22 protein-coding genes and 1 pseudogene are annotated in these 25,364 nt (G+C 52.9%); 8 read left to right on the top strand and 15 right to left on the bottom strand.

Annotation, left to right across the window (positions count from 1 at the left end):
- Nucleotide 1: 1 nt before the first annotated feature.
- From PUZ33_RS01595 to PUZ33_RS01570, 6 genes and pseudogenes are all read right to left on the bottom strand, one after another.
- The gene (locus PUZ33_RS01595) at nt 2-1,351 is read right to left on the bottom strand and encodes a sensor domain-containing diguanylate cyclase (RefSeq protein ID WP_235836500.1); all 1,350 of its coding nucleotides are present in this window, start codon (nt 1,349-1,351) and stop codon (nt 2-4) included.
- A gap of 68 nt (nt 1,352-1,419) precedes the next feature.
- The gene (gene pgaD / locus PUZ33_RS01590) at nt 1,420-1,815 is read right to left on the bottom strand and encodes a poly-beta-1,6-N-acetyl-D-glucosamine biosynthesis protein PgaD (protein ID WP_058681312.1); all 396 of its coding nucleotides are present in this window, start codon (nt 1,813-1,815) and stop codon (nt 1,420-1,422) included.
- A gap of 1 nt (nt 1,816) precedes the next feature.
- Nucleotides 1,817-3,142, bottom strand: a complete 1,326-nt coding sequence (pgaC, locus tag PUZ33_RS01585) for a poly-beta-1,6-N-acetyl-D-glucosamine synthase (protein ID WP_058681313.1) — start codon at nt 3,140-3,142, stop codon at nt 1,817-1,819.
- Nucleotides 3,135-5,156: pseudogene (pgaB, locus tag PUZ33_RS01580) on the bottom strand (poly-beta-1,6-N-acetyl-D-glucosamine N-deacetylase PgaB). The gene pgaC and the pseudogene pgaB overlap by 8 nt, the downstream one beginning before the upstream one ends.
- Nucleotides 5,157-5,164: 8 nt before the next feature.
- Complete coding sequence (gene pgaA, locus PUZ33_RS01575; protein ID WP_072203680.1) at nt 5,165-7,594, bottom strand: poly-beta-1,6 N-acetyl-D-glucosamine export porin PgaA; 2,430 nt, start codon at nt 7,592-7,594, stop codon at nt 5,165-5,167.
- A 32-nt stretch (nt 7,595-7,626) separates the two neighbouring features.
- On the bottom strand, nt 7,627-7,863 hold the full coding sequence (locus PUZ33_RS01570) for a hypothetical protein (protein ID WP_058681314.1): 237 nt from the start codon (nt 7,861-7,863) through the stop codon (nt 7,627-7,629).
- 454 nt (nt 7,864-8,317) lie between these two features.
- On the opposite strand from PUZ33_RS01570, the gene fabI reads away from it, so the two are divergent.
- The 4 genes from fabI to pdeR all read left to right on the top strand — a co-directional run bounded on the left by fabI (nt 8,318) and on the right by pdeR (nt 14,587).
- Nucleotides 8,318-9,106 carry an enoyl-ACP reductase FabI gene (gene fabI / locus PUZ33_RS01565; protein ID WP_013096384.1) on the top strand — a complete coding sequence of 263 codons (789 nt, stop codon included), beginning with the start codon at nt 8,318-8,320 and terminating at the stop codon, nt 9,104-9,106.
- A 154-nt stretch (nt 9,107-9,260) separates the two neighbouring features.
- Nucleotides 9,261-10,247: a CMD domain-containing protein gene (locus PUZ33_RS01560; RefSeq protein WP_023620804.1), complete on the top strand. Its 987-nt coding sequence runs from the start codon at nt 9,261-9,263 to the stop codon at nt 10,245-10,247.
- Between the two features lie 88 nt (nt 10,248-10,335).
- A complete protein-coding gene (locus PUZ33_RS01555) occupies nt 10,336-12,270 on the top strand; it encodes an exoribonuclease II (RefSeq protein ID WP_058681315.1) in 1,935 nt (644 codons plus the stop codon).
- 325 nt (nt 12,271-12,595) lie between these two features.
- Entirely contained in the window at nt 12,596-14,587 is a 1,992-nt protein-coding gene (pdeR, locus tag PUZ33_RS01550; protein WP_013096381.1) for a cyclic di-GMP phosphodiesterase, read from the top strand.
- Here pdeR and PUZ33_RS01545 read toward each other — a convergent pair.
- On the bottom strand, nt 14,584-15,453 hold the full coding sequence (locus PUZ33_RS01545) for a crotonase/enoyl-CoA hydratase family protein (protein WP_045903104.1): 870 nt from the start codon (nt 15,451-15,453) through the stop codon (nt 14,584-14,586). The genes pdeR and PUZ33_RS01545 overlap by 4 nt on opposite strands.
- 193 nt (nt 15,454-15,646) lie before the next feature.
- Here PUZ33_RS01545 and PUZ33_RS01540 point away from each other — a divergent pair, with 193 nt between their 5' ends.
- From PUZ33_RS01540 to osmB, 3 genes are all read left to right on the top strand, one after another.
- Entirely contained in the window at nt 15,647-15,829 is a 183-nt protein-coding gene (locus tag PUZ33_RS01540) for a YciZ family protein (RefSeq protein WP_013096379.1), read from the top strand.
- Nucleotides 15,830-15,872: 43 nt separating this feature from the next.
- Complete coding sequence (gene yciT / locus PUZ33_RS01535; protein WP_058681316.1) at nt 15,873-16,625, top strand: DNA-binding transcriptional regulator YciT; 753 nt, start codon at nt 15,873-15,875, stop codon at nt 16,623-16,625.
- Between the two features lie 261 nt (nt 16,626-16,886).
- Nucleotides 16,887-17,105 (top strand): osmotically-inducible lipoprotein OsmB, encoded by a 219-nt coding sequence (osmB, locus tag PUZ33_RS01530; protein ID WP_008501216.1) that lies wholly within the window; start codon nt 16,887-16,889, stop codon nt 17,103-17,105.
- Nucleotides 17,106-17,207: 102 nt separating this feature from the next.
- Here osmB and yciH read toward each other — a convergent pair whose 3' ends face one another.
- From yciH to pgpB, 5 genes are all read right to left on the bottom strand, one after another.
- Nucleotides 17,208-17,534, bottom strand: coding sequence for a stress response translation initiation inhibitor YciH (yciH, locus tag PUZ33_RS01525; protein WP_058681317.1), 327 nt, complete (start codon nt 17,532-17,534; stop codon nt 17,208-17,210).
- Nucleotides 17,534-18,271, bottom strand: coding sequence for an orotidine-5'-phosphate decarboxylase (gene pyrF, locus PUZ33_RS01520; protein WP_252107550.1), 738 nt, complete (start codon nt 18,269-18,271; stop codon nt 17,534-17,536). Before pyrF ends, yciH begins: the two co-directional genes overlap by 1 nt.
- Nucleotides 18,272-18,457: 186 nt before the next feature.
- On the bottom strand, nt 18,458-19,627 hold the full coding sequence (gene lapB / locus PUZ33_RS01515) for a lipopolysaccharide assembly protein LapB (protein WP_013096375.1): 1,170 nt from the start codon (nt 19,625-19,627) through the stop codon (nt 18,458-18,460).
- 6 nt (nt 19,628-19,633) lie between these two features.
- Nucleotides 19,634-19,942, bottom strand: a complete 309-nt coding sequence (locus PUZ33_RS01510) for a LapA family protein (RefSeq protein WP_013096374.1) — start codon at nt 19,940-19,942, stop codon at nt 19,634-19,636.
- A gap of 148 nt (nt 19,943-20,090) precedes the next feature.
- Entirely contained in the window at nt 20,091-20,858 is a 768-nt protein-coding gene (gene pgpB, locus PUZ33_RS01505; RefSeq protein WP_058681318.1) for a phosphatidylglycerophosphatase B, read from the bottom strand.
- Between the two features lie 198 nt (nt 20,859-21,056).
- Between pgpB and ribA the strand changes: the two genes are divergently transcribed.
- Entirely contained in the window at nt 21,057-21,647 is a 591-nt protein-coding gene (gene ribA, locus PUZ33_RS01500; protein WP_013096372.1) for a GTP cyclohydrolase II, read from the top strand.
- Nucleotides 21,648-21,691: 44 nt separating this feature from the next.
- Here ribA and acnA read toward each other — a convergent pair whose 3' ends face one another.
- The 3 genes from acnA to PUZ33_RS01485 all read right to left on the bottom strand — a co-directional run bounded on the left by acnA (nt 21,692) and on the right by PUZ33_RS01485 (nt 25,083).
- A complete protein-coding gene (acnA, locus tag PUZ33_RS01495) occupies nt 21,692-24,367 on the bottom strand; it encodes an aconitate hydratase AcnA (protein ID WP_058681319.1) in 2,676 nt (891 codons plus the stop codon).
- Between the two features lie 165 nt (nt 24,368-24,532).
- Complete coding sequence (ymiC, locus tag PUZ33_RS01490; protein WP_044159376.1) at nt 24,533-24,631, bottom strand: small membrane protein YmiC; 99 nt, start codon at nt 24,629-24,631, stop codon at nt 24,533-24,535.
- A gap of 311 nt (nt 24,632-24,942) precedes the next feature.
- Nucleotides 24,943-25,083 (bottom strand): YmiA family putative membrane protein, encoded by a 141-nt coding sequence (locus PUZ33_RS01485; RefSeq protein WP_213382645.1) that lies wholly within the window; start codon nt 25,081-25,083, stop codon nt 24,943-24,945.
- Nucleotides 25,084-25,364: the final 281 nt, after the last annotated feature.

Here is a 25,364-nt window from a genome sequence, read left to right as displayed (position 1 = left end):
CTCACCCGCATTCTGCGTGTCTGCTTACGATTCTGTTTTTACCGTTGTGCTTGGCCTCATAGAGCGCCTCATCCACGTTACGAATAATATCGGTGCTGTTGAGGTTGCTCTGAATGGCTGAGCACACGCCGATACTCAGCGTCACCTCTGCAGGAAGCGCGTAAAGGTTACCCTGTCCGGTCCGGTGCTGGACATTATGGCGAATACGCTCGGCAACGGATACCGCCAGGCTCTCGTCAGTATTCGGTAGCAGAAGACCAAACTCCTCACCGCCCAGTCTGGCAAAAATATCCTTATCCCGGATACTGTCTTTGATAATATCCACCACCGCCAGAAGGACGCGATCCCCTACCGGATGACCCCAGGTATCATTAATAGACTTAAAGTTGTCGATATCCAGCATCATTATGCTCGTGCCTTTTTCTGTCCTGAGCATGCGGTTACGTTGAAGCGCCTCATAAAAATACTTACGGTTGAAGATCTGCGTAAGCGGATCGCGATTAATTCGATCACCAAAAATCTTTAACGTGCTGAATACGTGAAATAACAAGGTGAAAATAACAAATAATTTACTAAATACCTCTACTGTACGGCTAATATACCAGAGTGACATATTATACGTATCGAGCAGCAACAGGAAAAAGTTGTAAATGATGGCGGAGAGACACACCACGATAATACTGTTCCACATGCCTGAGGACAGTCGCGTCACATAGGTCATATAGCAGAGTAAAAACGACCAGAGCGTGATCAGAACGTTAACGTACCGGACATCCCAGACGGGAGCATGCTGGTCACGACCATCTGCCGCTATCGTTAATGATAATGCAGGATGATAGCTGCTCATATAATGGGCCAGAACCGGGAACACAACCAGCGGAATAAATAATGTTAACGCCAGGCTGAACTTATTAATCCGTCCTGACGACGAACGTGTTGTGATTTTTTCCACCCGAACGGCGAGCGCCAGTAAAAAGATAAAGCTTAGTTGCCTGAAAAAATAGAATACAGCCGTGTCGTTTGTTTTTACCGCATTAGAAAAACCAGCGTATTCAGGATATTGAATAATAACGATCGTTTCAATGAAATAAACCAGTCCACTTAAAAACGCCATACTCAGAATCAATGAGGACAGGTGTGTTCTGTCAGACGCATACTGCATCTGGATAAAAATAAAGATGATGGTATCCAGAAAGAACAGCGCAATCATGACGATTAAATATGTGGTCATGGGTACTCTGAAGCCTGGATTATCATTCACGCAAAAAGAGTTTACCGCGATCATCAGTGCAAACAGAAATGCACCGGAAAGCATGATCATTTTCTCGGCCAACGTAATGTTATTCATCATCCTTCTTACCGCATAACTATAAAGACGCAAACCGCCCCCTGACCGGCACGGTCAGGGGGATCGTACTACTACTCTGAGGTGACATTTACCACGTCACCATGGTTGTCAAAATCAACGTATAACTTTTTATTAGCCTGGAACTGCTGATAAACCGGCAGGGAAAGTGAAAAGCTCATCGCCAGTTCCGCCTCACTCGCCACACGGGCAGGAGGAACCGCAATTCTCTGATGCTTATAGCGGTTGTAAATCGCCCAGAGCACCAGTACCAGCGCGTTAAGTATCGCCAGGATGAAATAGAAGAACAGCCGCAAAAAAGCGTCATTCCCCTGCGTAAACCCCTTCAGGAATAAAGCGATAAACCCCGAGGCAAAGTACACAAACACAGCCCACAAAAGACAGGTTACGATCAGTTCCAGACACTCCCGGAAGACGCTTTTTTGCGAATTGATAATCCAGTGTTTCATGTTACCCCCTTGCAATCCCGCGATCCGGACTGACCCAACGCGCACGGGTGCTACGGGGATTCAGCATCACAACAGTGAACGCGACAAGCGTGGTGAATAAACTGATAAGCCAGAAGATGATCGGATACCAGATGATCCAGAACAGCGTGGCAACGATGTTATGCTCATAGCGGTACTCAATCAGGATACTCACCAGGAATTGCACCAGACACAGGCTGCAAAGCAGCACTCCGGCATTTTCTGACACCGATGAAATGGAGAGCCCTCCCGTTGATCCGTTCTGGATTACCTCCGCCAGGATGACCACCCCACTGACCAGGCAGGTGAATGCCCATGCCGTCGTCGCGCAATATTCCATAAAAAGGGGCCACATATGCCTGTGTTTCCAGCGCCAGAGGGAGCCCATGTTTTTCAGGAAAACCTCCGCGCCCCCCTTCGCCCAACGTAAACGCTGTTTCCACAGCCCGCGCAGCGTTTCCGGCATTAAAATCCAGCACAGCGCCCGCGGTTCATAGAACACAGACCAGCGACGAAGCTGTAGTTTCCAGCTGATATCAATATCCTCCGTGATCATGTCATCGCTCCAGTAACCCACATCCGCCAGCGCGCTCCGGCGGAACGCCGCAATTACCCCTGAAACGGTAAACACCTGGCCATAGACCCGTTGCGTACGTTTGATAAGACCAATGATCGATGAAAATTCACCGACCTGGACTTTGCCGATTAACGTTGAGCGGGTGCGGATCCGCGGATTGCCGGTCACAGCCCCCACACGCGGGTTATCAATCATCGGCGCGACAAGCCAGGCTGCGGCGTCACGATCCAGACAGGCGTCGCCGTCAATGCAAACCAGAAACTCCCCTTTTGCAGCGGCGGCACCACTTTTCAACGCAATCGCTTTTCCCTGGTTCTCCATCAAATGCACAACACGCAGGCGGGGATAACGCTCGGCCAACATATTTAGCTGAAAGCCCGTGTCGTCCGACGATCCGTCATTCACTGCAATAACTTCAAAATTGTCATACCGCTGTGACATAGCCGCCGCGATGGTCTCCTGAATATTTTTCGATTCATTAAAACAAGGGATAACGATCGAAATTAAGGGGTTATCTTTAATCATCAGTACCGACGCATCTTTACCCCACTCCCAGTGCCGCTCGCGATAGAACCAGAAAAAGACGCTGCCTGCTATCCAGAATATCGACATAAAGAACGGCCAGAAAAAGACATATCTCAGCATCACCTCTGCGGAAAACAGCAGGGTTAACCCGACAGGGATACACAACACCAGAATTAAAATAACGATTGAGAAATAGCGATTATTCATCTTCAGGGTACCAGTTCGTTGAGAATTCCGGCCGAATAACATTTATTTTCGGCTGATTATTCAAAAAGTCATCAGGGTAATAGCCATAATGTTTCATTCCAGAGAGCTGCATAATACGCATCCACTCCGCAATCTTGCGGGATTCAATACGCTGGTGTTGCCCGTCCGGTCGCCAGTCCCGAGCCTGAAGCTCGATAATCATCTTATTTTTCCCGTCAGATAAAGCCGCTGCGCGCGCAATAAGTGCCTTAAACCACTTGTCGCTCTCCCGATCCTTCACACCCTCCATGTAGGGCATCGCCATGACGGCCGTCCAGTCATAGTGCGTAAGAAAGTCATTGGGGTTCTGTGCAAACCACGCTTCGCTTTTCGGTTCAATCAGCGGTAGCGCATACAGGTTACGCGCCGTTTTGATTTGCGGGCCACGGATAGCTTTTACTTTATCCGCCAGTTCAAGGGTGAAACGGGTGAGTGTTTCGGTTTTGAACCGGGTCCATGCCTCAAATTGCTGCGCGTCATCGCGAATTGCCCTGATATCACGGCTAAAACCCGCTTTTTCATAAGCGGCCAGTGCTACAGAGCTGGCGTCCTCCGTATCGGTCAGCACGGCGTCGTCATGAAAAAGAATGCCGTCAAACGAGGCATGCGCCGCCAGATCTTGATACATATCACCAATGCGCTGCCTCGCCTAAGCATCAAATGGTGACAGACGCCGATACTGTGATGGACTGACCTGAGGACGTTCGTCATCGTCTGCCGCCAGGCTATGCACGCGGGTTAAGTTTGCCGACATATCCCAGCTCAGGACCGGCATCCAGGCATAAACGGCCGCGTTTGCCCGGGTGCGAAGCTGCCACGCAATGCGACTGAAAATGTCAGCCTTCACCGGCAGCCAACGGTTTGGGAAGTAGACCGCCTTCACCAGACCATCACCCGCCGGATCGGCAAACGCCTGCAGGTAAACGGTGGTGATCCCCATATCTTTAACCCTCTGAATGAGGGCATCGATATTTTTTTCCATCTGCCCGGCATCGGGATCAAACACATAGTCCAGATCGACATGCATCACGCGCTGGAACGCTTGTTCCTGCACCCCCGTGACCTGAAGCGCAAACTCTTCAAGGGTAGGGTTGCCATTTATCAGGATCCTCGGAATTGAATCCAGCTCCGTGGCCGTTGAAAGCCCATCCTCCAGCGTGAAAAACATGTCAAAGCCGAGAGCCTTAAGCTCCTGAATTGCCGTCCCGTTCGCCGCGCCATATGGCCACACCCAGGCCGTAGGGGCTTTACCGGTATGCGTCTTAAAGTGGCTTATCAGCATCTTTGCGTCTTGCCGTATGCGCGAACGATACTCCTTTTCGGTTTCGTAGCGCTGATCGCTCTTGAGAAACCGACGATTCGCAAATGCAGGCAGCATGCTGCCGCTCGGATTCGCCAGGGTGCCAAAATGGCTGTTCCAGGTATGCGCACCTATCTCCACCAGCGGAGAACGGGAAAGCTCCTGTACCTGCTGCCAGGTTGCAAAGCGTTCACGCGCGATCTTTTCATCGCCGTACTGCACCGGTTGCCCGGCGGGGGTGTCAATCCAGTTGCCAACCGGTGCCCATAAAGCAGGCCACTGAAAGGCAACAAGCAGCGGGAAGACACGCGTATAAAAGCTACTGAAGCCGTCGTCGAAGGACAATAAAACCGCTTTTTCCGGTAAGGGCTTACCCCCGCGGTGTGCCTCACGGATCTGCGCCAGGCTAACCGGCTTGTAGCCATTTTCACGTAGCCAGGCAAACTGCTCTTTCAGCGCGGAGGTGCGCACGGACATAAAACGCTGATCCGTTTCGCCATCTTCCACTTCATGATACGCAATCGTCACGAAGCCATTCGCCGGCCATGGCATTTCGGCACGTAACTTTTCGCGCAGGGCCGGGCTGGTATAGGCAGGCCCGCGCCCGTCGACGCACGCTGCTACGAGCATAATGCCAAGCAGCATGAGTAATGTTTGAAATCCTTTCCGTAACATACGTTGCCTCAGAATCGAAGGTTCACATTAAAATCAACAGATAGATTGTGTTCCTGCTTTCCGTCGTAGGGGCGTTTATCCCAGCGTATCGTCGCACTCGCTTCTCCCCCGTAGCGCCAGGACACGCGCTGTCCATAGCCCAGTTGGGTGATGAGCCCGCTGCCATAGCTCTTCTGCCACGCATTTCCTGCACCGGCACTGAATCTCTGCGTCCAGCTGTTTTCGTACCGGCGCCACAGCCGATGATCCAGTGTCATCCCGGCCATCACGTCCATACGTTTTTCCGGACTGAAGTAAGGCACGTCTGACTGGCTGTTAATGCCGTAATAGACGCCCGGCTGGAGGTTCAGGCTCACATCAGGCGAAGCCCAGACCTGTTCCTGACCGTTGAGGAAATATTCATTCCGGTGGTTTCCGTCAGAGAAATCGGTCTTCAGATAGCGCGCGCTGTATTGTCGACTTTCATGCTGATACCAGCGTATCTCCACCCCACCGCTGTTCGCGGTAATGCCGTTTTTCATGGCACGCATCGGCGCATTACGCGACACGCGTTCACCTTCCAGCCCCAACTGCCAGCTATCGTTAAAATCGATACGGGTCGAAAGCCGGGCCCCGATTTTTTGATCGCCACTGAAACGTCGGCCCGAGACTTCAGCCTCCGCCCAAAGGTCTCGCGAACGCCATTCCAGCCCCATGAGTCCGTCATGCACTACGCCTTTTCCCTCCTGGAAACGGCCGTCAAAAAAGCCGTAGCCAACGAATCCTCGCCAGTTATAATTCAGCGGAGCGCTATAAAGGGTGCTGTTGAAGCTAACATCGTGACGTCCTGCGTCAGGAGAGTCAGAATCAATACCAACCGTTCCTGCCACTCGTAATTCGGCACGCTGGTGGGTAGCAAGCGCCCTACTGAGCTGCTTTACCGCCGCATTGTCAGGAGCGCGTTGCACCACATCCTTTGACAGCTCCTCAGCCTGTTGCCACTCCTGAAGATCCAGCGCGGCATAGGCCTGTTCGGTTTCCAGGGCAATGCTGGACGGTTCAAGCAATTCGGCCTGCTTTAGGCTCTCTTCTGCGGCTCGTGGCAGTCCGCGTGCAAGAAGAACGCGCGCATGATCAATACGCAATCCCTGGTTACCCGGCGCCGCCTGCGCAAGGTTGCGCGTCAGTGATTCCGCTCGGGCCAGGTCCTGTTCGTACATCGCCAGCGAGGAACGGAACTGTTGCCCTTCAAGCCACTTATCATTCGGCACGGGCACTGACGATCCGCGTGGATAAACGGTGGCTGGCGTGGTATCAACGACGCGTTTCGTCAGCAGCATCGCAGGGCGGTAGTTTTCACTCTCCAGGTGGCTATAAAACAGATCGGCACGTTCCTCCTCCGAAATGTCATCGACCTTCTGGGGTGTCTGATAAAACAGCCTTGAGAGCATTGCCTGCGCCCGATCGGGCTGACCCGTTTTGAGATACGCCGACGCCACCCAGTACTGGGCATACTCCGGCAGCACGAAGTCATCCTGTTGCATCTGCTGATATTGCGCGATGACCTCTTCGTGGCGATTGCGTGAAAGCAAGGCCCCGAGTCTGTCGACGTAAATTCGGCGGTATACCGCGTCATACTCCGGCTTATTTTTCCACTCGGCGATCATCCCGTCATAAAGGGATAAAGCCCGATCGGCGATAACGTAGCGCTCTTTTTCGCTGCGGGTCGGCATGAACGCCAGCCTGACTAACTCAGCCGCCGCGTCCGCGCGCTCGCTGGCCTGTGGCTGTTTCCCCTGCGCCTGCACATGCTTGAGTTCGGCTGCCGGCAACTGATTGTTTGCCAGCGCCTCACGCCAGGCATCAAACAACATTTCCGGGTGTGCTGACTGGCGCATCGCCTGTGTGATGGCCAGTAATTCTTCGGGGTAATGGCCGGCAAGCCTGTGTACATACGCTTCCGCCAGAGAATTTTTGCTGTCTGGCGCTCTTTTTTGCAGCAGGCGTATTTCGCGCAGCGCCCCGTCATACTCACCGCTGTCGGCGAGGGTCAATACTCTTCCCCGGCAAAACTCCGCCGTGTACGGGCTTTCATCACAGATACGGTCCCAGACTTGTAGCGCTTTTTTCCACTCCTGCTTATTGCGCCAGGCAACCGCCAGTGCGGCCAAGGCTCTCGCCGGCAGCGTGTAATTCTGGTGACGGGAATAGACCTCGATGACCTCGTCATTTTTGCCTGCCCAGAGGGCGATCTGCATCCAGTCGGCAACCTGAGATTCATCAAGCTGGTGATGACCCGAAAACCAGGTTAATGCAGGTTGTGTATTGCCTTTTCTCGCCTCGATAATCATGGCGTCGTACTGATTATTATCCGCGGGCATCATGGCCGACACCGTCACGTATGGGAGAGAAAACGTTCCGGCAATTAACGTTTTTGCTAATAACTGTGCAATCCTCATGCATATAATCCATATATCCGTATAAAATAAACTTAGCGCTGCATTTTATTTTGTATTAGATAACGTGAAAAATATTCTTCTCCTGATGCGTATTGAAAAAAATGGCGAAATTCAGCTAACTTACTTTCATATTTTTCCCTGTCCTTCTCTGAGATCCTTTTCAGAACGCAATCCTGTAATGAGTCCATTCCCAGCCACTCGCTAAATGCGACGGACCAGGCAATCGAGTCGATATCATCGTCATCGTATTGATACATTTCCTCTTTCATCAATTACAACTCCCTTTGTAAGATATTTATTTCTAAGCGAAGGCACGAAATATTTCCTGTTTTCAAATTTTTACTTTACGCGTAAATATAAGAATAAAATTTCTGATGTGCTTCGACCCGCGATAAATTTTAGTCAGTTGAAACGGCTGAACGGATCATTTTGCGCAAAAGGTCCGGGCGTATCGACGCGGCGGCGTCGTTCTCCCTTCTCTGGTTGGATGAGGCGAACCTGACGCGCAGTGGTATACTGCTGAGAACCCTGTGAAACAGAGTAGTAAAGCGTCAGCTCAATACTTCCCGGGAGCCCCGTCGCGGCAGAAGAGCAAGAAATAGCGTGACACAAGGGGCAGTGAGTGGGCTATAATTTCGAGCTGATTTCGAATAATTTTGAAATACTGCCTGTAACGCTATGAATTACAAGGCAAAATAAGCAATGAATATAAGGATTAAAGCTATGGGTTTTCTTTCCGGTAAGCGCATTCTGGTAACCGGCGTTGCCAGCAAACTGTCCATCGCATACGGCATCGCACAGGCAATGCATCGCGAAGGCGCTGAGCTGGCGTTCACCTACCAGAACGACAAGCTGAAAGGCCGTGTTGAAGAATTTGCCGCGCAGCTGGGTTCCAGCATTGTTCTGGAATGTGACGTTGCACAAGATGAAAGCATCGATGGCATGTTTGCTGAACTGGCAAAATCGTGGGACAAATTCGACGGTTTCGTTCACTCCATCGGCTTCGCACCTGGCGACCAGCTGGACGGTGACTACGTGAACGCGGTAACCCGCGATGGCTTTAAAATCGCTCACGACATCAGCTCTTACAGCTTTGTTGCGATGGCGAAATCTTGCCGTGCCATGCTGAACCCGGGCTCCGCCCTGCTGACCCTGTCCTACCTGGGCGCAGAGCGCGCAATCCCTAACTACAACGTGATGGGTCTGGCTAAAGCGTCTCTGGAAGCAAACGTCCGCTACATGGCGAACGCAATGGGCCCTGAAGGCGTGCGCGTTAACGCCATCTCTGCAGGTCCAATCCGCACCCTGGCGGCTTCCGGTATCAAAGATTTCCGTAAAATGCTGGCACACTGCGAAGCGGTTACCCCGATTCGTCGTACCGTTACCATTGAAGATGTGGGTAACTCTGCAGCATTCCTGTGCTCTGACCTTTCCGCGGGTATCTCCGGCGAAGTGGTTCACGTTGACGGCGGCTTCAACATCGCTGCAATGAACGAACTGGAAATTAAATAAGTTTGTGACTCTCTTCCCGCCCGGGAAGAGAGTTTTTCCCGGCCCGCCCTCTCTCGTTATTCCGTTCTGCTATTTGTTATCACCTAACAATATTTTTCCCCTCATCCGCCTTACGCCAGGATATTGATCGCCATTTTGAGATCAAGGAACGCCCATGGAACAACGCCGTTTTTCCGGCAAAGGCCACTGGTACCACGAAACCCAGTCAAACCACGCGCAGACGGATGTCCTGCCTCTGGTGCCCGAAGCCGCTAACGTCGACGATCGTTTTTTGCTCGATTTAGCCTTACCGGATGAGATTGTTACTGCCTGTGCTGGCTGGCTTACTCCTGCCCGGGCGTTATGTCACCGGCTGTTTCCACTCGATATCGCCGTCAACCGTCTGCATACGCTGAGTGCCTACGACAGGCTGAGCACCGCGCTGACGGTGGCGCAGGCCTGCGGGGTTCAAAGGCTCTGTAACCATTACGCCGCCCTTCTCGCCCCCCTTCCCGGCCCGGACTCCTCTCGCGAAAGTAACCGCCGTCTGGCCCAGATCACGCAGTATGCCCGCCAGCTTGCCAGCTCACCGGATGTCATCGATGATAAAGCGCAGAACCAGCTTGATGAGGTGGGCCTGACAACGTATGACATTGTGCTCATCAGCCAGATTATTGGCTTCATCGGTTTTCAGGCCCGCGTGGTAGCAGTATTTCAGGCGCTGCTGGGCCACCCCGTACGCTGGCTGCCGGGACACCATATTCAACCGCACACGCTGCCCGCCAGGCCCGGCGCCTGGATCGCTCTACTGCCTGTCGTGGAACTGCGCTATGCCAGTGCACATCAACTTGAGTCGCTTTCACGCTGGCAAGCCGAGCCCGCACTTCAGGCGCTGACGCCTGTGCTCTGCCACGAACCCACGTTGCTCGATCTGACGGGAGAAATCCTGAACCATTGCCGCAATGAAGACCGGGCCGCGTCGCCAGCGCTCTTAGCGGCCGTGGAGTTGTTGACACGTTCACCGGACCGTTTCAGTGCAGCACAGTTTAACCCGCTCACGGAGGAAGGACTTCCCGCTGGCCGGGCGATTGCACTGCTTACGCGAAGCGCGTTAGACGGCTGGCTGGAGCGTTTGAAAGTGGCGCTTGGCAAAGCGGAATAACCATACTATTTACCCAAAGAGCGCTTGCTGTGGCAGTGAGAATCGCGTAAAACTGTCAGCCGCTCAATGGCTACGAAAATAGAACATTATGTTTCAGGACAACCCGCTGCTAGCGCAGCTTAAACAGCAACTGCATTCCCAGACGCCGCGTGCAGAAGGGGTCGTAAAAGCCACGGAAAAAGGCTTTGGTTTCCTTGAAGTCGACGCGCAGAAAAGCTACTTCATTCCGCCACCGCAGATGAAGAAAGTGATGCACGGCGACCGCGTCATGGCGGTTATTCATACCGAAAAAGAGCGTGAATCTGCCGAGCCGGAAGAACTGATCGAGCCGTTCCTGACCCGTTTTGTGGGCAAGGTGCAGAGAAAAGACGATCGTCTCTCCATCGTGCCGGATCATCCTCTGCTGAAAGGCGCCATCCCCTGCCGTGCCGCTCGCGGCGTTGAGCATGATTTTAAAGAAGGTGACTGGGCCGTTGCGGAAATGCGCCGTCATCCACTGAAAGGCGATCGCGGTTTCTATGCGGAACTGACCCAGTTCATCACGTTCGGTGATGACCATTTTGTACCGTGGTGGGTTACGCTTGCGCGCCATAATCTTGAGAAAGAAGCCCCGAACGGCGTCGCCACCGAGATGCAGGACGAAGGTCTTGAGCGTCGCGATCTGACCGCCCTGGAGTTTGTTACTATCGACAGCGCCAGTACGCAAGATATGGATGATGCGCTGTACGCTGAAGAACTTGCCGACGGCAAACTGCTGTTAACCGTGGCCATTGCCGATCCTACCGCCTGGATTGCTGAAGGCAGCAAGCTGGACGATATCGCGAAAGTTCGTGCGTTCACCAACTATCTGCCGGGCTTTAACATCCCGATGTTACCGCGTGAACTCTCCGACGATCTCTGCTCGCTGCGTCCGAATGAAGTGCGTCCGGTTCTCGCCTGCCGCATGACCATTGCTGCGGACGGCACGATTGAAGATGATATCGAATTCTTCGCTGCCACCATTGAATCAAAAGCCAAGCTGGCTTATGACGACGTTTCTGACTGGCTGGAAAATACCGGCACCTGGAAACCGGAGTCAGACGCCATTGCTGCACAGATTCGTCTGCTGCACCGCATCTGTCTGAACCGCAGTGAATGGCGTCAAACCCATGCGCTGGTATTCAAAGATCGTCCGGACTATCGCTTTGTTCTGGGTGAAAAAGGCGAAGTGCTGGATATCGTGGCCGAGCCGCGACGTATTGCAAACCGCATCGTCGAAGAGGCGATGATCTCCGCCAACATTTGTGCCGCTCGCGTGCTGCGCGACAAGCTGGGCTTCGGTATTTATAACGTCCATACCGGCTTTGATCCGGCCAATACCGAAGCGCTGGCAGCCCTGCTGAAGAATCATGACGTGCATGTTGACCCGGAAGAGGTGCTGACCTTGCAGGGCTTCTGCAAGCTGCGTCGCGAGCTGGACGCACAGCCTTCTGGTTTCCTCGACAGCCGTATTCGTCGGTTCCAGTCCTTTGCTGAAATCAGCACAGAGCCTGGCCCGCACTTCGGCCTCGGTCTGGATGCCTACGCGACCTGGACATCTCCAATTCGTAAGTACGGCGATATGGTTAACCACCGCCTGCTCAAAGCGATCATCAAGGGCGAATCCATTGCACGTCCTCAGGATGACACGACCCTGCAGATGGCAGATCGTCGGCGCCTGAACCGCATGGCGGAACGTGACGTAGGTGACTGGCTGTACGCCCGCTTCCTGCAGGACAAAGCCGGCACAGACACTCGCTTCGCTGCAGAAATCATTGATATCAGCCGTGGGGGGATGCGCGTACGTCTGGTGGATAACGGGGCGGTGGCCTTTATCCCTGCGCCGTTCCTGCATGCCGTTCACGATGAACTGGTCTGTAGCCAGGAAAACGGGACTGTGCAAATCAAAGGTGAAACGGTTTACAAGGTCACCGACGTGATTGACGTAACTATCGCCGAAGTCCGCATGGAAACCCGCAGCATCATCGCGCGCCCTGCCGCCTGATAAGCTGTTCAATTGTCGGCCCTTTCCTTGCCGGACGGGCCGACAATTTTTTCTTTTACGCCACGCTGCAAATTCTTCATTTTTTCTTACTATTTTCAGACTTCCCCCGCCCAAATTCGCCAGAATTATCTACAGTAAAAGAGTGCCGTTATATTCGGTTACGTGAATTTTTATTTGCTAAGTATCCTTTTTTACCTGACTCGTTTTATTATAAGAAACCCGGGAAAAAACAATAAGTTCACATCGGTCTGGCCGTGGTCTCACCTCGAAAAAGCCGATTACAACTGAATAAATTGTGCGCTAACAGGTAGCTGCAGGAGAAAACATGATGGACGATCTGGAGCAGAATTTGCTGTTTCGTTACATGGGAACTCACAGCCCCTGGTGGCGACTGACAGCGGACAGCAATGCTCTGCACCTTTCCACCAGCGAAAATGCCGATGTCACTCAGGTGGTGGCGCTGGATGATGAACAGGCCGAACTTATTCGCCAGTTAACCGTCATTACGTCCAGTATCTCTATGACGCTCTCTTTGTACGGCGAAGATGTTCCTGTTCACCTTGTAGGACGCAAAATAACCCGTAATGAGTGGGCCGGAACAGCCTCTGCGTGGAACGATACGCCTTCCGTAGCCCGGGACCTTGCTCAGGGGCTGTCCTTTGCGGAACAAGTGGTTTCGGAAGCCAACTCCGTTATCGTAATCCTCGATCAGAACGGCAATATTCAGCGGTTTAACCGCCTGAGCGAGGAGTACACCGGCCTGAAAGAACAAGAAGTTATCGGCCAGAACGTGTTTAAGCTGTTTATGAGCCGCAGTGAAGCGGCAGCCTCTAAGCGCAACATCACCGGCTTCTTTCGCAACGGCAGCTCTTACGAAGTCGAGCGCTGGATCAAAACGCGAAAAGGACAACGATTGTTTCTGTTCAGAAACAAATTTGTCCACAGCGGTAGCGGTAAAAATGAAATTTTTCTTATCTGTTCCGGCACCGATATTACGGAGGAGCGCCGCGCCCAGGAGCGCCTGCGGGTGCTGGCCAATACCGACACCATCACCGGGTTGCCGAACCGCAACGCGATCCACGAACTGATTTCAGATGCCATCGACAGCCGCGGTGAGACGCAGGTTGGCGTGGTGTATCTCGATCTCGATAACTTCAAAAAGGTGAACGACGCCTACGGGCACATGTTTGGCGATCAGTTATTACAGGCGGTCGCGCTGGCCATTCTGAGCTGTCTGGAAGAAGGCCAGGTGCTGGCGCGACTCGGCGGCGATGAATTTATTGTCATGGCCACCAATACCTCTCAGGGTTCTCTGGAAGCGATGGCATCACGCATTCTGACCCGTCTGCGCCAGCCGTTCAGAATTGGTTTGATTGAAATTTACACCGGTTGCTCGTTAGGTATCGCCCTCGCCCCGCAGCACGGTAACGATCGGGAAAGCGTCATCCGCAATGCCGATACCGCCATGTACACGGCGAAAGAGAACGGCCGGGGTAAGTTCTGCGTCTTCTCGCCGGAAATGAACCAGCGCGTGTTTGAGTATCTCTGGCTGGATACCAACCTGCGCAAAGCGCTGGATAACGATCAACTGCTCATCCACTACCAGCCTAAAGTCACCTGGCGCGGTGAAGTCAGAAGCCTTGAAGCGCTGGTGCGCTGGCAATCACCAGAACGCGGGTTGATTCCTCCGCTGGAGTTTATCTCGTATGCTGAGGAGTCAGGGCTGATTGTGCCGCTTGGCCGCTGGGTCATGCTTGATGTAGTTCGCCAGGTGGCGAAATGGCGCGACAAAGGCATTAACCTGCGCGTGGCGGTGAACGTCTCGGCCCGTCAGCTGGCAGATCAAACCATTTTCAGCGACTTAAAACAGGCCCTGAAGGATCTGGATTTTGAATACTGCCCTATCGACGTAGAGTTAACAGAAAGCTGCCTCATTGAAAACGAAGAGCTGGCGCTGTCGGTGATCCAGCAGTTCAGCCAGCTTGGTGCGCAAATCCATCTGGACGATTTTGGTACCGGCTACTCGTCTTTGTCGCAGCTGGCACGCTTCCCCATCGATGCGATAAAACTCGATCAGTCATTTGTCCGGGATATTCATAAACAGTCTATTTCCCAGTCGCTGGTGCGGGCCATCGTCGCGGTGGCGCAGGCACTTAATTTGCAGGTCATTGCCGAAGGTGTGGAGAACGCAAAAGAAGACGCCTTTCTGACTAAGAACGGCGTCAACGAACGGCAGGGTTTTCTCTTTGCTAAGCCCATGCCCGCTGCCGCATTCGAGCGATGGCTAAAGCGATATCAGGCGCGTAAACAGCACTAACTGGCTTTGCGTAAACCCGCCGCCTGGTGGCGGTTTTGCAGCATGACCAGACGCTCCATATAGGCGATATCTTTTGGTTCAAGGCAGAACGCAGCGTCAACCCAATCTTCCGTGATATCCATCAGCTCACTGCGAGGCAGCTGCAGCACGCGGGTACGGGCGCGTAACATCGCCTTTACGCCGTTCATCTTTGGCCGCAGCGTGTCAATGAACGTTCTGACGGAGACGTAACTTTGCCCGGGTTCGAACAGGACATCCACTAACCCATGCTGTTCATACCATTCTGCCGTATGAGACTCCCCTTTGTAGATGAGCTCCTCCGCCAGCTTCATGCCTGAGCGGCGAGCAACCAGCGAGTACCCCCCCATGCCGGGGAAAAGGTTGAAGGCGATCTCAGGGAAGCCTAAGCGGGCATCGCGCTGGGACAGCACAAAGTGGTGCGCCAGCGCGGCTTCGAATCCGCCCCCTAACGCACTGCCTTCGACCATCGCCAGGGTAATAGCCCCCGTATCAAACCCCCGTGACGCCGCATGAACGCAGTCCACGCAGGCTCGGGCATAGGCTCTTAACGCTTCGCGGCGTCCGTTTTGGATACATTCGACAAAGAACTGTAAATCACCTCCCGCATTGTACATCTCGGGTACCAGCGAACCGGTAACCCAAAAATCGACCGCAAACCCGGACTGGCGAACAAGCCAGGAGAGGTTCATGATCTCTTCGATTAACGCATGGTTGAAGCAAGGTCGTGGCTGCGCCCGCAACATCATCCAGACTGTGCGGCGCTCCTCCTCATAATACCCGGACAACTGAGTGAAACGTTCAGTATCGGTAAACAGTGTGCAGGTAGTCTGATTGATAACTGTCATAGTCTAATTCCTCATATAAAAAAGCGCCTTGCGCGCAGTTTTAGACTAATCCACTCATTCATCACGCTGCATGCGGGGGAATAAATTTATTATTTTCATTTATGTAATTTAGTTATTGCATTTTTTCCCTTCTCTTTTGAATCCATTTTCTGCATCATTGAAAATATTAACTTTTCGTACCCGGGATGAGATTATGTCTAACATTGATGCGCAGGCCGTAGCCCAACGAATTGATACCGTGCTGGATATACTGGTGGCGGGCGATTATCACTCTGCGATCCGTAACCTTGAGATCCTGAAGTCTGAACTTCTGGCTCAGACTGGCGCCGAAACCGCGTCAGAAAACAGACAGCCAAAAGCCCCGTGGGAAGTTTAACCACGCCCTATCCGCCCTCGTTTCGCTTTATTAAATGGATGCTATGAATTCCCGACAACAAATCATTTTGCAGATGGTCATCGATCAGGGGCGCGTGAGCGTCGTCGATCTCGCTAAAACGACAGGCGTTTCTGAAGTCACCATCCGTCAGGATCTGAATCTACTCGAAAAACAGAGCTACCTGCGTCGTGCGCATGGGTATGCGGTCCCGCTGGACAGCGAGGACGTAGAAACCCGCATGATGAATAACTATGCCCTCAAACGTGAGCTGGCTGAGTTTGCCGCGTCCTTAGTGAACAATGGCGAAACGGTCTTTATTGAGAACGGCAGTAGCAACGCCCTGCTGGCCCGCACCCTGGCCGAGCAAAAAGACATCACCATCATTACCGTCAGTAGCTATATCGCTCACTTGTTGAAGGAGACACGCTGCGAGGTCATCATGCTGGGCGGTATCTATCAGAAAAAAAGTGAGAGCATGGTCGGCCCACTGACGCGTCAGTACGTGCAGCAGGTGCATTTCAGCAAGGCCTTCATCGGTATTGACGGCTGGCAGCCCGAAACCGGCTTTACCGGTCGGGATATGATGCGTTCAGACGTTGTGAACGCGGTACTGGAAAAAGAGTGTGACGCAATCGTGCTGACCGACAGTTCAAAATTTGGCGCGGTCCATCCTTATACGATGGGGCCAATATCCCGGTTCAGCCGCGTAATTACCGATGACCGTCTGAGCGAAGCGCATCGGAATAAACTCCAGGAAGACGGACTTATCGTCGACATTATTAAAAAACCCGCCTGATTCCGCGAGCGCCTGAATTTCAGGCGCCTCTTAACCTCTCTCTGAGAGGAATCCTAACCCCCCTTTAAGAGTTTTTACCTGTTTAACTGACCCTGAAGACGTAAAATTAATGTTAGCGATATAACAGGAAGTGACTATCACCTGCGTGATGACGTAACACCTGCGCGACCAGCTTTCACGGAGAACAGTATTTAAGTATTCATTTAGTCTATACTTAAAGCGTGCATCTTTCCGTGAATCGATAATTCAGGAGAAAGTATTATGACCTTAACCAGCAAAAAATTAGCCGCCGCTGTTCTGGCAATCACTGTAGCAATGTCCCTGAGCGCATGCTCTAACTGGTCTAAACGTGACCGTAACACCGCCATTGGTGCCGGTGCTGGTGCACTCGGTGGTGCAGTATTAACAGACGGTAGTACGCTGGGTACATTAGGTGGTGCTGCTGTTGGTGGTATTATCGGTCACCAGGTCGGCAAATAATTATTATACGCCCTGATGGGCATCGCGATATTTATCGCATTTCAGGTCTGACTTACGCACGTATAAAACAAGAGCCACGGTAAATACCGTGGCTCATTTATTTTAGCCGCCCGCCAGTTTTACTTTCATCCCTTTGGCTTCGAGATGCGATTTAATGACATCGCGTTTATCACCCTGGATTTCGATTATCCCTTCTTTGACGGCACCGCCGCAGCCACATTTCTTTTTCAGTTCAGCCGCCAGTTTCGCCAGTTCTGCATCATCCAGATCGATACCCGTGATAAGGCAAACACCCTTACCTTTACGCCCGCTGGTCTGGCGCTGGATACGGACAATACCGTCGCCCTTCGGGCGCTCTGCTTTCGCTTTCGGTTCATCAATGCGCCCGGTTTCGGTTGAATAGACCAGACGGCTGTTTGAATCGGTCATTACGCCCCCTTTTTCAGTGATGCGTTGATAGCCTTAAGCGTCTCTGCCGGATTAGCAGATTGTGTCACCGGACGGCCGATCACCATGTAATCCACGCCTGCCGCCAGCGCCTGCTCAGGGGTCCTAATACGGCGCTGATCGCCAGCCTCGCTGCCCGCTGGGCGAATACCCGGCGTGACCAGTTTGAAATTCTGGCCCAGCTCCGTTTTGAAACGCACCGCTTCCTGCGCGGAACAGACAACACCGTCCAGGCCGCAATTCTGCGTCAGCCGCGCAAGACGTTCTGCATGTTCAGCCGGTAACAACGTCACACCGAGGTCACGCAGGTCATTTTCGTCCATGCTGGTCAGCACCGTTACCGCAATCAACAAGGGGGCGTCGCTGCCAAACGGCAGAAGCGCTTCACGCGCGGCTGTCATCATTCTCGCCCCACCCGATGCATGCACGTTAACCATCCATACACCCAACTCGGCAGCCGCGGCAACGGCGTGCGCCGTGGTGTTTGGAATATCATGGAATTTGAGGTCGAGGAAAACGTCAAAACCGCGCTGTTGCAGATCGCGTACGATTTGCGGTCCAAATAACGTAAACATCTCTTTGCCCACTTTAAGGCGACAGTCGCGAGGATCAATACCGTCGACAAAAGCCAGAGCAGCGTCACGTTTATTGTAATCAAGAGCAACAACAACAGGAGAATCAGTAACTACGCGGGAAGTGGAGGAAGTAACAGACGTCATGACCAGCCCTTTTCGTCTATGGGCGCGCAGCGGCGCGGAACAGATAAACGGCGTGCATTCTACCTGCCAGCGCCACAAATTGACAGGATCGTTTTATTCCCTGCCAGGCTGGCAAACCGCACGATGCTGAATGGGATTGTAAAAAGTGATAAGTATGTTGTAACTAAAGTGAGGTGTTTTAAAAAATTACTGCCCATCGAGACCGCGAATAGGCTTGATGGTTGACCAGGCCCGGCACGAAGGACAGTGCCAGTACAGCGTATACGCGGTAAAACCACACTTCTGACAGCGGTAGCGCGGCTTGCTACGCACCTGTTCGCCCACCATGTCACGCAGCACCATCAGGCTCTCTTTAGCACGCCCTTCTTCTGCGTCGTTCAGATGGTAATCCATCAGCTTATGGAAAACCCGCATGGTAGGATGACGCTGCAGCTGACGCGTAATATAAACCTGCGCCGTGTCGCTGCCCTCATGCTGCTCCACTACGTCGGAAAGCATCAGCTCCGCAGTGGCTCCGGTGTTCTCTTCCACGCAGCGGCGCAGGAACGCTACCCACTCATCCTGTTTACCCAGCTGTTGATAACAGGTCTGCAGCATTTCAAGGGTTTCACTGACCAGCTCTTTGTCCTGATCAATGACGCGCAGCAGGCTTTCAACAGCTTTGGCATAGTCGCCACTCGCCATAAACACGCGCCCCATCATGATGGAAATACGCGCGCTGTTGCGGTCTGCGGCGGCCCCTTTCTTCAGCAACGCCATGGCTTTGTCCATGTCGTCGTTCCCCATCTGCTGCAGGGCCAGTTCGCAGTAAAAATGGGCTATCTCGACGCGCTGTTTGTCTTTACCCAACTTAACCAGACGTTCAGCGGTATCAATGGCTTTCTGCCAGTCGCTGGTGGCCTGGTAAATCTGCAGCAGCTGCTGCAGCGCACCTATGCGGAAATCTGTTTCGTCCACCAGTTGCGAGAACATGTCTTCCGCACGGTCATACAACCCCGCCGCCATGTAATCGCGGCCCAGCTGTTGTACTGCCAGCAGGCGCTGATCGTAAGTTAACGAGGCGCTTTCCATGAGGGTCTGGTGAATACGAATGGCACGGTCAACCTCGCCGCGCGAGCGGAACAGGTTGCCCAGGGTCAGGTGTGCTTCAACGGTCCCTGTGTCCTCTTTTAACATGTCGAGGAACAGGTCGACCGCTTTGTCCTGTTGATTGCTCAGGAGGAAGTTCACCCCTGCAACGTAGTCGCGGGAGAGTCGGTTCGCCTCATCCTGTTTTGTTTGTTGCGCACTTCTGCGGCCCATATACCAGCCATAGGCAGCGGCTACAGGCAAAAGCAGAAACAACAACTCCAGCATATTCGATTATTCCTTGACGACCGGCACACCAGAGCTTTCCGGGATGTCGGACGCAGGCGCAATTTGATGTTCGAGGCGTTTAATTTTACGTTCAGCGCGCGCAAGCGAAACACGTACTTTTAACCAGAACAGACCGCAAACCAGCCAGCCGATGGCGAAACCCGCTGCGAACAAGACCGCCAGCAGGCTCGAAACCCGATACTCGCCCTGCGCCAGCAGATAGTTAAACGTCACCTGTTGATCGTTTTGTGCACCCAATGTGACTGAAATGACAAAAATCGCCAATACCAGTAAGAAAATGAGTAAATATTTCACATTACTTCCCGTTATGTGGTTCAAGCGAATAAAGTGTGTTCAACTTACCGCAATCAGCCTTATAAACTACCATTTTAGCGACGGGCGCGAAACGGAAAAAGTGACGCGCCCGTCATGGATTTATGGGCTGAATGCGCAAAATCAACCTTCAGACGTCACTGTGCTCCCTTTCGGCGATCTCTTCTTTCTCTTCCGGCGGCGGCGTTAACGGACCGCAGAGCCGTTCAGCCAGCCAGGTGGCAAGGGTAACAAGCAGCCATGAAATGAGCGTCGCCACCACTAAATCGCGTGGCCAGTGCATGCCCAGCAGTAGACGGCTCCCCATCACCCCCGTCGCCCAGACCAGTAAAATGGCGATAGTGACAGTACGACGCCGCGGCCATAAAAGGCCGACGGCAAGAAGTGCCCAACTGGCGGCGAACATGGTGTGCCCGGATGGAAACGCAAAGCCGGTCTCTTTTTGCCAGTGTTTACGTAAAAACGTTGGGATATCCTGCTGTTCCGCAAGCTGTTCTTTTACCAGCGCACCGCGATCTTTACGTTTTAAATTGTAGAACTCATTCACCGGAACATGATGCGTTTTTTCCAGCCAGACCACAAAAGGCCGCGGCTCCTGCACATGGCCTTTCACCCAGGATTTTACCCCCTGGCCAACGAGAATCGCCCCACCGAGGATAGCAAAGAGCACCAGCGCTGCGCGGAGACGAAAGCGCAGGCACCACAAAAACCAGGCGCAAAGCACTACATGAGTAATGATGCCCCATGGCTGGGTGACCGTCTCTGTTATCCAGTATAACGTTTTCAGCCACAGGGTATTGTGCCCGGGCTGCCACATCCAGCCTGATACCCAAACGGCTAATGGCATTATCAACAATATGGCCGCACCTGCTGCCGTTCGTCTGGCGATTGAAAGCATGTCTTCTCCTTTTTCGCTAAGCGTCACAATCATAACTGAAATTCATCCGACGGGTGGATATGTCGGATCGTGCGTTTAACGTTCGTATAGCATGGCAGCCATTAGGCGAACCTGCTGAGCTTGTGGCAAAATGAACGGATACAGAAAGCAAAAACAGGCGGAAGACACGAAACGTGTCAGCCTACTCTGGAGAATCACATGCAGCTTAAACGTGTGGCAGAAGCCAAACTGCCAACCCCATGGGGCGATTTCCTGATGGTGGGATTTGAAGAACTGGCGACCGGACAGGATCACGTCGCGCTGGTGTACGGCGACATTTCAGGACAAACCCCGGTACTTTCTCGCGTTCATTCGGAGTGTCTGACCGGTGATGCGTTGTTCAGCCTGCGCTGTGATTGCGGTTTCCAGCTGGAGGCAGCACTCTCTCATATTGCCGAAGAGGGTCGCGGTGTGCTGCTTTATCACCGCCAGGAAGGGCGCAATATTGGCTTGCTGAATAAAATTCGCGCCTACGCGCTGCAGGACCAGGGGTACGACACGGTAGAAGCAAACCACCAGCTCGGCTTCGCTGCCGATGAGCGCGATTTCACGCTGTGTGCGGATATGTTTAAGCTGCTGGGCGTGGATGAAGTACGCCTGCTGACTAACAACCCGAAAAAAGTCGAAATTCTGACCGAAGCGGGGATCAATATCGTTGAGCGCGTACCGCTCATTGTGGGACGTAACCCAAAAAACGCGCACTACCTCGATACCAAAGCCGCCAAAATGGGGCATCTGCTGAGCGAGTGATCGCAAAGTGCCCGGCAACGCCCTCGCGTGCCGGGCTGGCTCCATCAGTCCAGCATCTTACGAATCACGTAATGTAGAATGCCGTCGTTCTGGTAATAGGTGAGTTCTGTTGCCGTATCGATACGACACCGGCAGTCGAGCACCTCTGTTTTACCGTCTGCGCGCGTTAATTTCACCGGCACCGTTTTACCCGGCTGCAGATTTTGCAGGCCGCTAATGTCAATCAGCTCTTCCCCGGTGAGGCCCAGCGTTTTACGGGTGACGCCCTGCGGGAATTCGAGTGGCAGGATCCCCATCCCTATCAGGTTTGAACGGTGGATACGTTCAAACGATTCGGCAATCACCACCCGAACCCCAAGCAGACGCGGGCCTTTGGCCGCCCAGTCACGGCTGGAGCCAGAGCCGTACTCTTTCCCGGCGATAACCGCCAGCGGCGTGCCTTCCTGCTGGTATTTGACGGCGGCGTCATAAATTGAGATCACGTCGCTCCCCGGCAAATGTCGCGTCATGCCCCCTTCCACGCCCGGCACCATTTCATTGCGGATACGGATATTGGCAAACGTGCCGCGCATCATCACTTCATGGTTACCACGACGCGAGCCGTAGGAGTTGAAATCCCGGCGCTCCACACCCCGGCTCTGCAGGTAACGGCCTGCTGGACTGTCGGCTTTGATGCTTCCCGCCGGCGATATGTGGTCCGTGGTGACGGAGTCTCCCAGCATCGCCAGAATGCGCGCGCCGTGGATATCCTGAAGCGGTGCAGGTTCAGCCAGCATCTCATCGAAGAACGGCGACAGGCGGATATAGGTCGAATCATCCTGCCAGTCATAGGTATCTGAACTCACGACGTCGATGGCCTTCCATTCCGGCGTACCTTCAAACACCTCCGCATACTCTTTGCGGAACATTTCGGTAGAAACTTTCTCTACGGCCAATGCAATTTCCCGGGCAGATGGCCAGATATCCTTCAGATAGACCGGATCATTCTTGCGATCGTGGCCAATCGGATCGGTGACCAGGTTGATATTCATATTCCCGGCCAGAGCGTATGCCACAACCAGCGGTGGAGACGCCAGCCAGTTGGTCTTGACCAGCGGATGAATACGGCCTTCAAAGTTTCGGTTACCGGAGAGAACGGCCCCGACGGTGAGATCGCCCTGCTTGATCGCCATCTCAATCGGTTCAGGTAACGGACCCGAGTTCCCGATACAGGTGGTGCAACCGTACCCCACCAGGTTAAAGCCCAGCTCATCCAGATACGGCGTTAATCTGGCCTGTGCAAGGTAATCTGAAACCACTTTGGAGCCCGGTGCCAGAGAGGCTTTTACCCACGGCTGTGGCTTAAGCCCCAGCTCTACCGCTTTCTTCGCCAGCAGACCGGCCGCCATCAGCACGCTGGGGTTCGACGTGTTTGTACAGGAGGTTATGGCTGCAATGACAACCGCACCATCCGGAAGCTGATACTGATGTCCGTTCAGGACATAGTCGATTGGGCGGTGGTCTTTTTTCGCCGTGTTAACTTCCAGTTCATTACTGGCGGCAAAGGCTTTCGGTACGTCACTCAACGCCACCCGATCCTGCGGACGTTTTGGCCCCGCCAGGCTCGCCTCGACGGTCCCCATATCCAGTTCAAGTGTGCTGGTAAATACCGGTTCATCGCCCGGGTTACGCCACATCCCCTGCGCTTTGGTATACGCTTCAACCAGCGCCACCTGCTCTTCGCTACGGCCACTCAGGCGCATATATTCCAGCGTGACAGTATCGATGGGGAAAAAGCCACAGGTTGCGCCATACTCCGGCGCCATGTTGGCGATGGTAGCACGGTCGGCAAGCGGTAATGAATCCAGCCCGTCACCGTAGAATTCGACAAATTTACCCACCACACCATGCTTACGCAGCATCTGCGTTACGGTAAGTACCAGGTCTGTGGCAGTAATGCCTTCCGACAGTTTGCCGGTAAGCTTAAAGCCCACCACATCAGGGATCAGCATCGATACCGGCTGGCCAAGCATGGCCGCTTCGGCTTCAATTCCGCCAACGCCCCAGCCCAGAACGCCCAGGCCGTTAATCATGGTGGTATGCGAATCGGTGCCCACCAGAGTATCCGGATAGGCCACCCACTCTTTATCCTGCAATTCACTCCAGACCGCTTTGCCCAGGTATTCAAGATTCACCTGGTGGCAGATACCCGTACCGGGCGGAACGACGCTAAAGCGGCTAAAGGCCTGCTGCCCCCACTTCAGAAAGACGTAACGTTCGTGGTTACGCTCCATTTCCAGACGTACGTTTTCGCCAAAGGCATCGTCGTCACCAAAGTGGTCCACGGTGACAGAGTGGTCGATAACGAGATCAACGGGAGAGAGCGGATTTACTTTAGCGGTATCGCCGCCAAGGCGCTTCACCGCTTCGCGCATTGCCGCAAGGTCAACCACAGCAGGGACCCCGGTAAAGTCCTGCATCAGAACCCTTGCCGGTCGATAGGCAATTTCTCTGTCAGCATGGGCATGCTTAAGCCACCCTGCCAGCGCCTGGATATCTTCAAGGGTGACGGAATCACCATCCTGCCAGCGTAAGAGGTTTTCCAGTAAAACTTTCAAGGACTTGGGTAAACGCGAAATGTCCCCAAGCGTCCTGGCTGCCAGCGGCAGGCTGTAGTAGTGCCAGGTTTTATTTTCTGCCTGTAATGTGTCCTTACTGGCTTCGCGTAGGGTTACCGACATAAGCTCCTCCTTAATTACAGAGATGTCCTGACAATCATCAGGGCTGTAATTAAAGATAACACAAAGATGTCGTAACGTTTTGATAACAACCCGAAATGATAAATCCAGGAATGTTCCAGTGCGGGGGAGAAAACAAAAAACCCCGCCGTAGCGAGGTTTTACGATTTAGTGAAGGGCCAGCCAGATAAGCTGTGACCAGAACAGAATCGACGCGGAAAAAACGCCGAGCCATGACCAGTATTTCATAGACATCATGTTATTCATCATAGGGACACCAGGCATTATTTATTAAAGGTTCCGAGGTCTGCCCTCAGTTCAATATTGCTGATGTGTATTTATTAAAGAGTACAAATGCATTGAGCCTTTATTCAGACTATTTGCATCATTACGCAATTAAGTAAATTATTGTTTTTTGGGTTCGTCTTCTGCGAACACATCAATAAACGCTTGCTGTTGCGGCGTCAGTTTCCAGGACGCGGGTACGGCAGTGGCAGGTGCTTTGCGCACTTTGTGGCCCCTGTCACGAAGCTGACACATCTGTTTAACTGTTTCTGTACGTACCGTCACTGCCATATTCAACCCCAATAGTTCCAGGCCAGGAAAGCAACCACCACCCAAAACAAGGCGGAGACGAGAAAGACCGCCAGCCAGGCTTTACGCTTGAGCGCAGGATCCCTTTGCGGTTCTTCACTTCCTGAAGGCATTGCTAACCTCATACAATCGATATCGCTTATCATTTAGAGACCAAACAATTGGTACAATTAATCATCTGTTGAGATAAATCCTAAAGAAACTTTAGCCGAAAAGCCAGTGAATTTACGTATCTATTGATGGGAAATATTCATTCTTTTGACCAGAAATAAATATTTGAAAGGAAATATTTGCGAAGCCAAAAATTAGTTCTATTTTTGTCGCCAATTCACGACATTATAACCACACTGAATAAATGGTTAATGACATTATACGGCAGTTAAGTGCAGATGATGATAATTCTAAT

Origin of the sequence: Enterobacter cloacae complex sp. 2022EL-00981, from assembly GCF_028737495.1 — a bacterium.
Classification (GTDB): domain Bacteria; phylum Pseudomonadota; class Gammaproteobacteria; order Enterobacterales; family Enterobacteriaceae; genus Enterobacter; species Enterobacter cloacae.
This window is presented reverse-complemented; position numbering and strand designations above follow the sequence as displayed.

Excerpts from the sequence above, each read along its gene's own strand:
- PUZ33_RS01540 (WP_013096379.1), top strand. The coding sequence starts at position 15,647 with ATGTCTAACATTGATGCGCAGGCCGTAGCCCAACGAATTGATACCGTG.
- acnA (WP_058681319.1), bottom strand. The coding sequence starts at position 24,367 with ATGTCGGTAACCCTACGCGAAGCCAGTAAGGACACATTACAGGCAGAA.
- pgpB (WP_058681318.1), bottom strand. The coding sequence starts at position 20,858 with ATGCTTTCAATCGCCAGACGAACGGCAGCAGGTGCGGCCATATTGTTG.
- PUZ33_RS01555 (WP_058681315.1), top strand. The coding sequence starts at position 10,336 with ATGTTTCAGGACAACCCGCTGCTAGCGCAGCTTAAACAGCAACTGCAT.
- pgaA (WP_072203680.1), bottom strand. The coding sequence starts at position 7,594 with ATGAGGATTGCACAGTTATTAGCAAAAACGTTAATTGCCGGAACGTTT.
- ymiC (WP_044159376.1), bottom strand. The coding sequence starts at position 24,631 with ATGAATAACATGATGTCTATGAAATACTGGTCATGGCTCGGCGTTTTT.
- pdeR (WP_013096381.1), top strand. The coding sequence starts at position 12,596 with ATGATGGACGATCTGGAGCAGAATTTGCTGTTTCGTTACATGGGAACT.
- PUZ33_RS01570 (WP_058681314.1), bottom strand. The coding sequence starts at position 7,863 with ATGAAAGAGGAAATGTATCAATACGATGACGATGATATCGACTCGATT.
- pgaD (WP_058681312.1), bottom strand. The coding sequence starts at position 1,815 with ATGAAACACTGGATTATCAATTCGCAAAAAAGCGTCTTCCGGGAGTGT.
- yciT (WP_058681316.1), top strand. The coding sequence starts at position 15,873 with ATGAATTCCCGACAACAAATCATTTTGCAGATGGTCATCGATCAGGGG.
- fabI (WP_013096384.1), top strand. The coding sequence starts at position 8,318 with ATGGGTTTTCTTTCCGGTAAGCGCATTCTGGTAACCGGCGTTGCCAGC.
- pyrF (WP_252107550.1), bottom strand. The coding sequence starts at position 18,271 with ATGACGTCTGTTACTTCCTCCACTTCCCGCGTAGTTACTGATTCTCCT.
- PUZ33_RS01560 (WP_023620804.1), top strand. The coding sequence starts at position 9,261 with ATGGAACAACGCCGTTTTTCCGGCAAAGGCCACTGGTACCACGAAACC.
- PUZ33_RS01545 (WP_045903104.1), bottom strand. The coding sequence starts at position 15,453 with ATGACAGTTATCAATCAGACTACCTGCACACTGTTTACCGATACTGAA.
- PUZ33_RS01485 (WP_213382645.1), bottom strand. The coding sequence starts at position 25,083 with ATGAGGTTAGCAATGCCTTCAGGAAGTGAAGAACCGCAAAGGGATCCT.
- pgaC (WP_058681313.1), bottom strand. The coding sequence starts at position 3,142 with ATGAATAATCGCTATTTCTCAATCGTTATTTTAATTCTGGTGTTGTGT.
- PUZ33_RS01595 (WP_235836500.1), bottom strand. The coding sequence starts at position 1,351 with ATGATGAATAACATTACGTTGGCCGAGAAAATGATCATGCTTTCCGGT.
- osmB (WP_008501216.1), top strand. The coding sequence starts at position 16,887 with ATGACCTTAACCAGCAAAAAATTAGCCGCCGCTGTTCTGGCAATCACT.
- ribA (WP_013096372.1), top strand. The coding sequence starts at position 21,057 with ATGCAGCTTAAACGTGTGGCAGAAGCCAAACTGCCAACCCCATGGGGC.
- yciH (WP_058681317.1), bottom strand. The coding sequence starts at position 17,534 with ATGACCGATTCAAACAGCCGTCTGGTCTATTCAACCGAAACCGGGCGC.
- lapB (WP_013096375.1), bottom strand. The coding sequence starts at position 19,627 with ATGCTGGAGTTGTTGTTTCTGCTTTTGCCTGTAGCCGCTGCCTATGGC.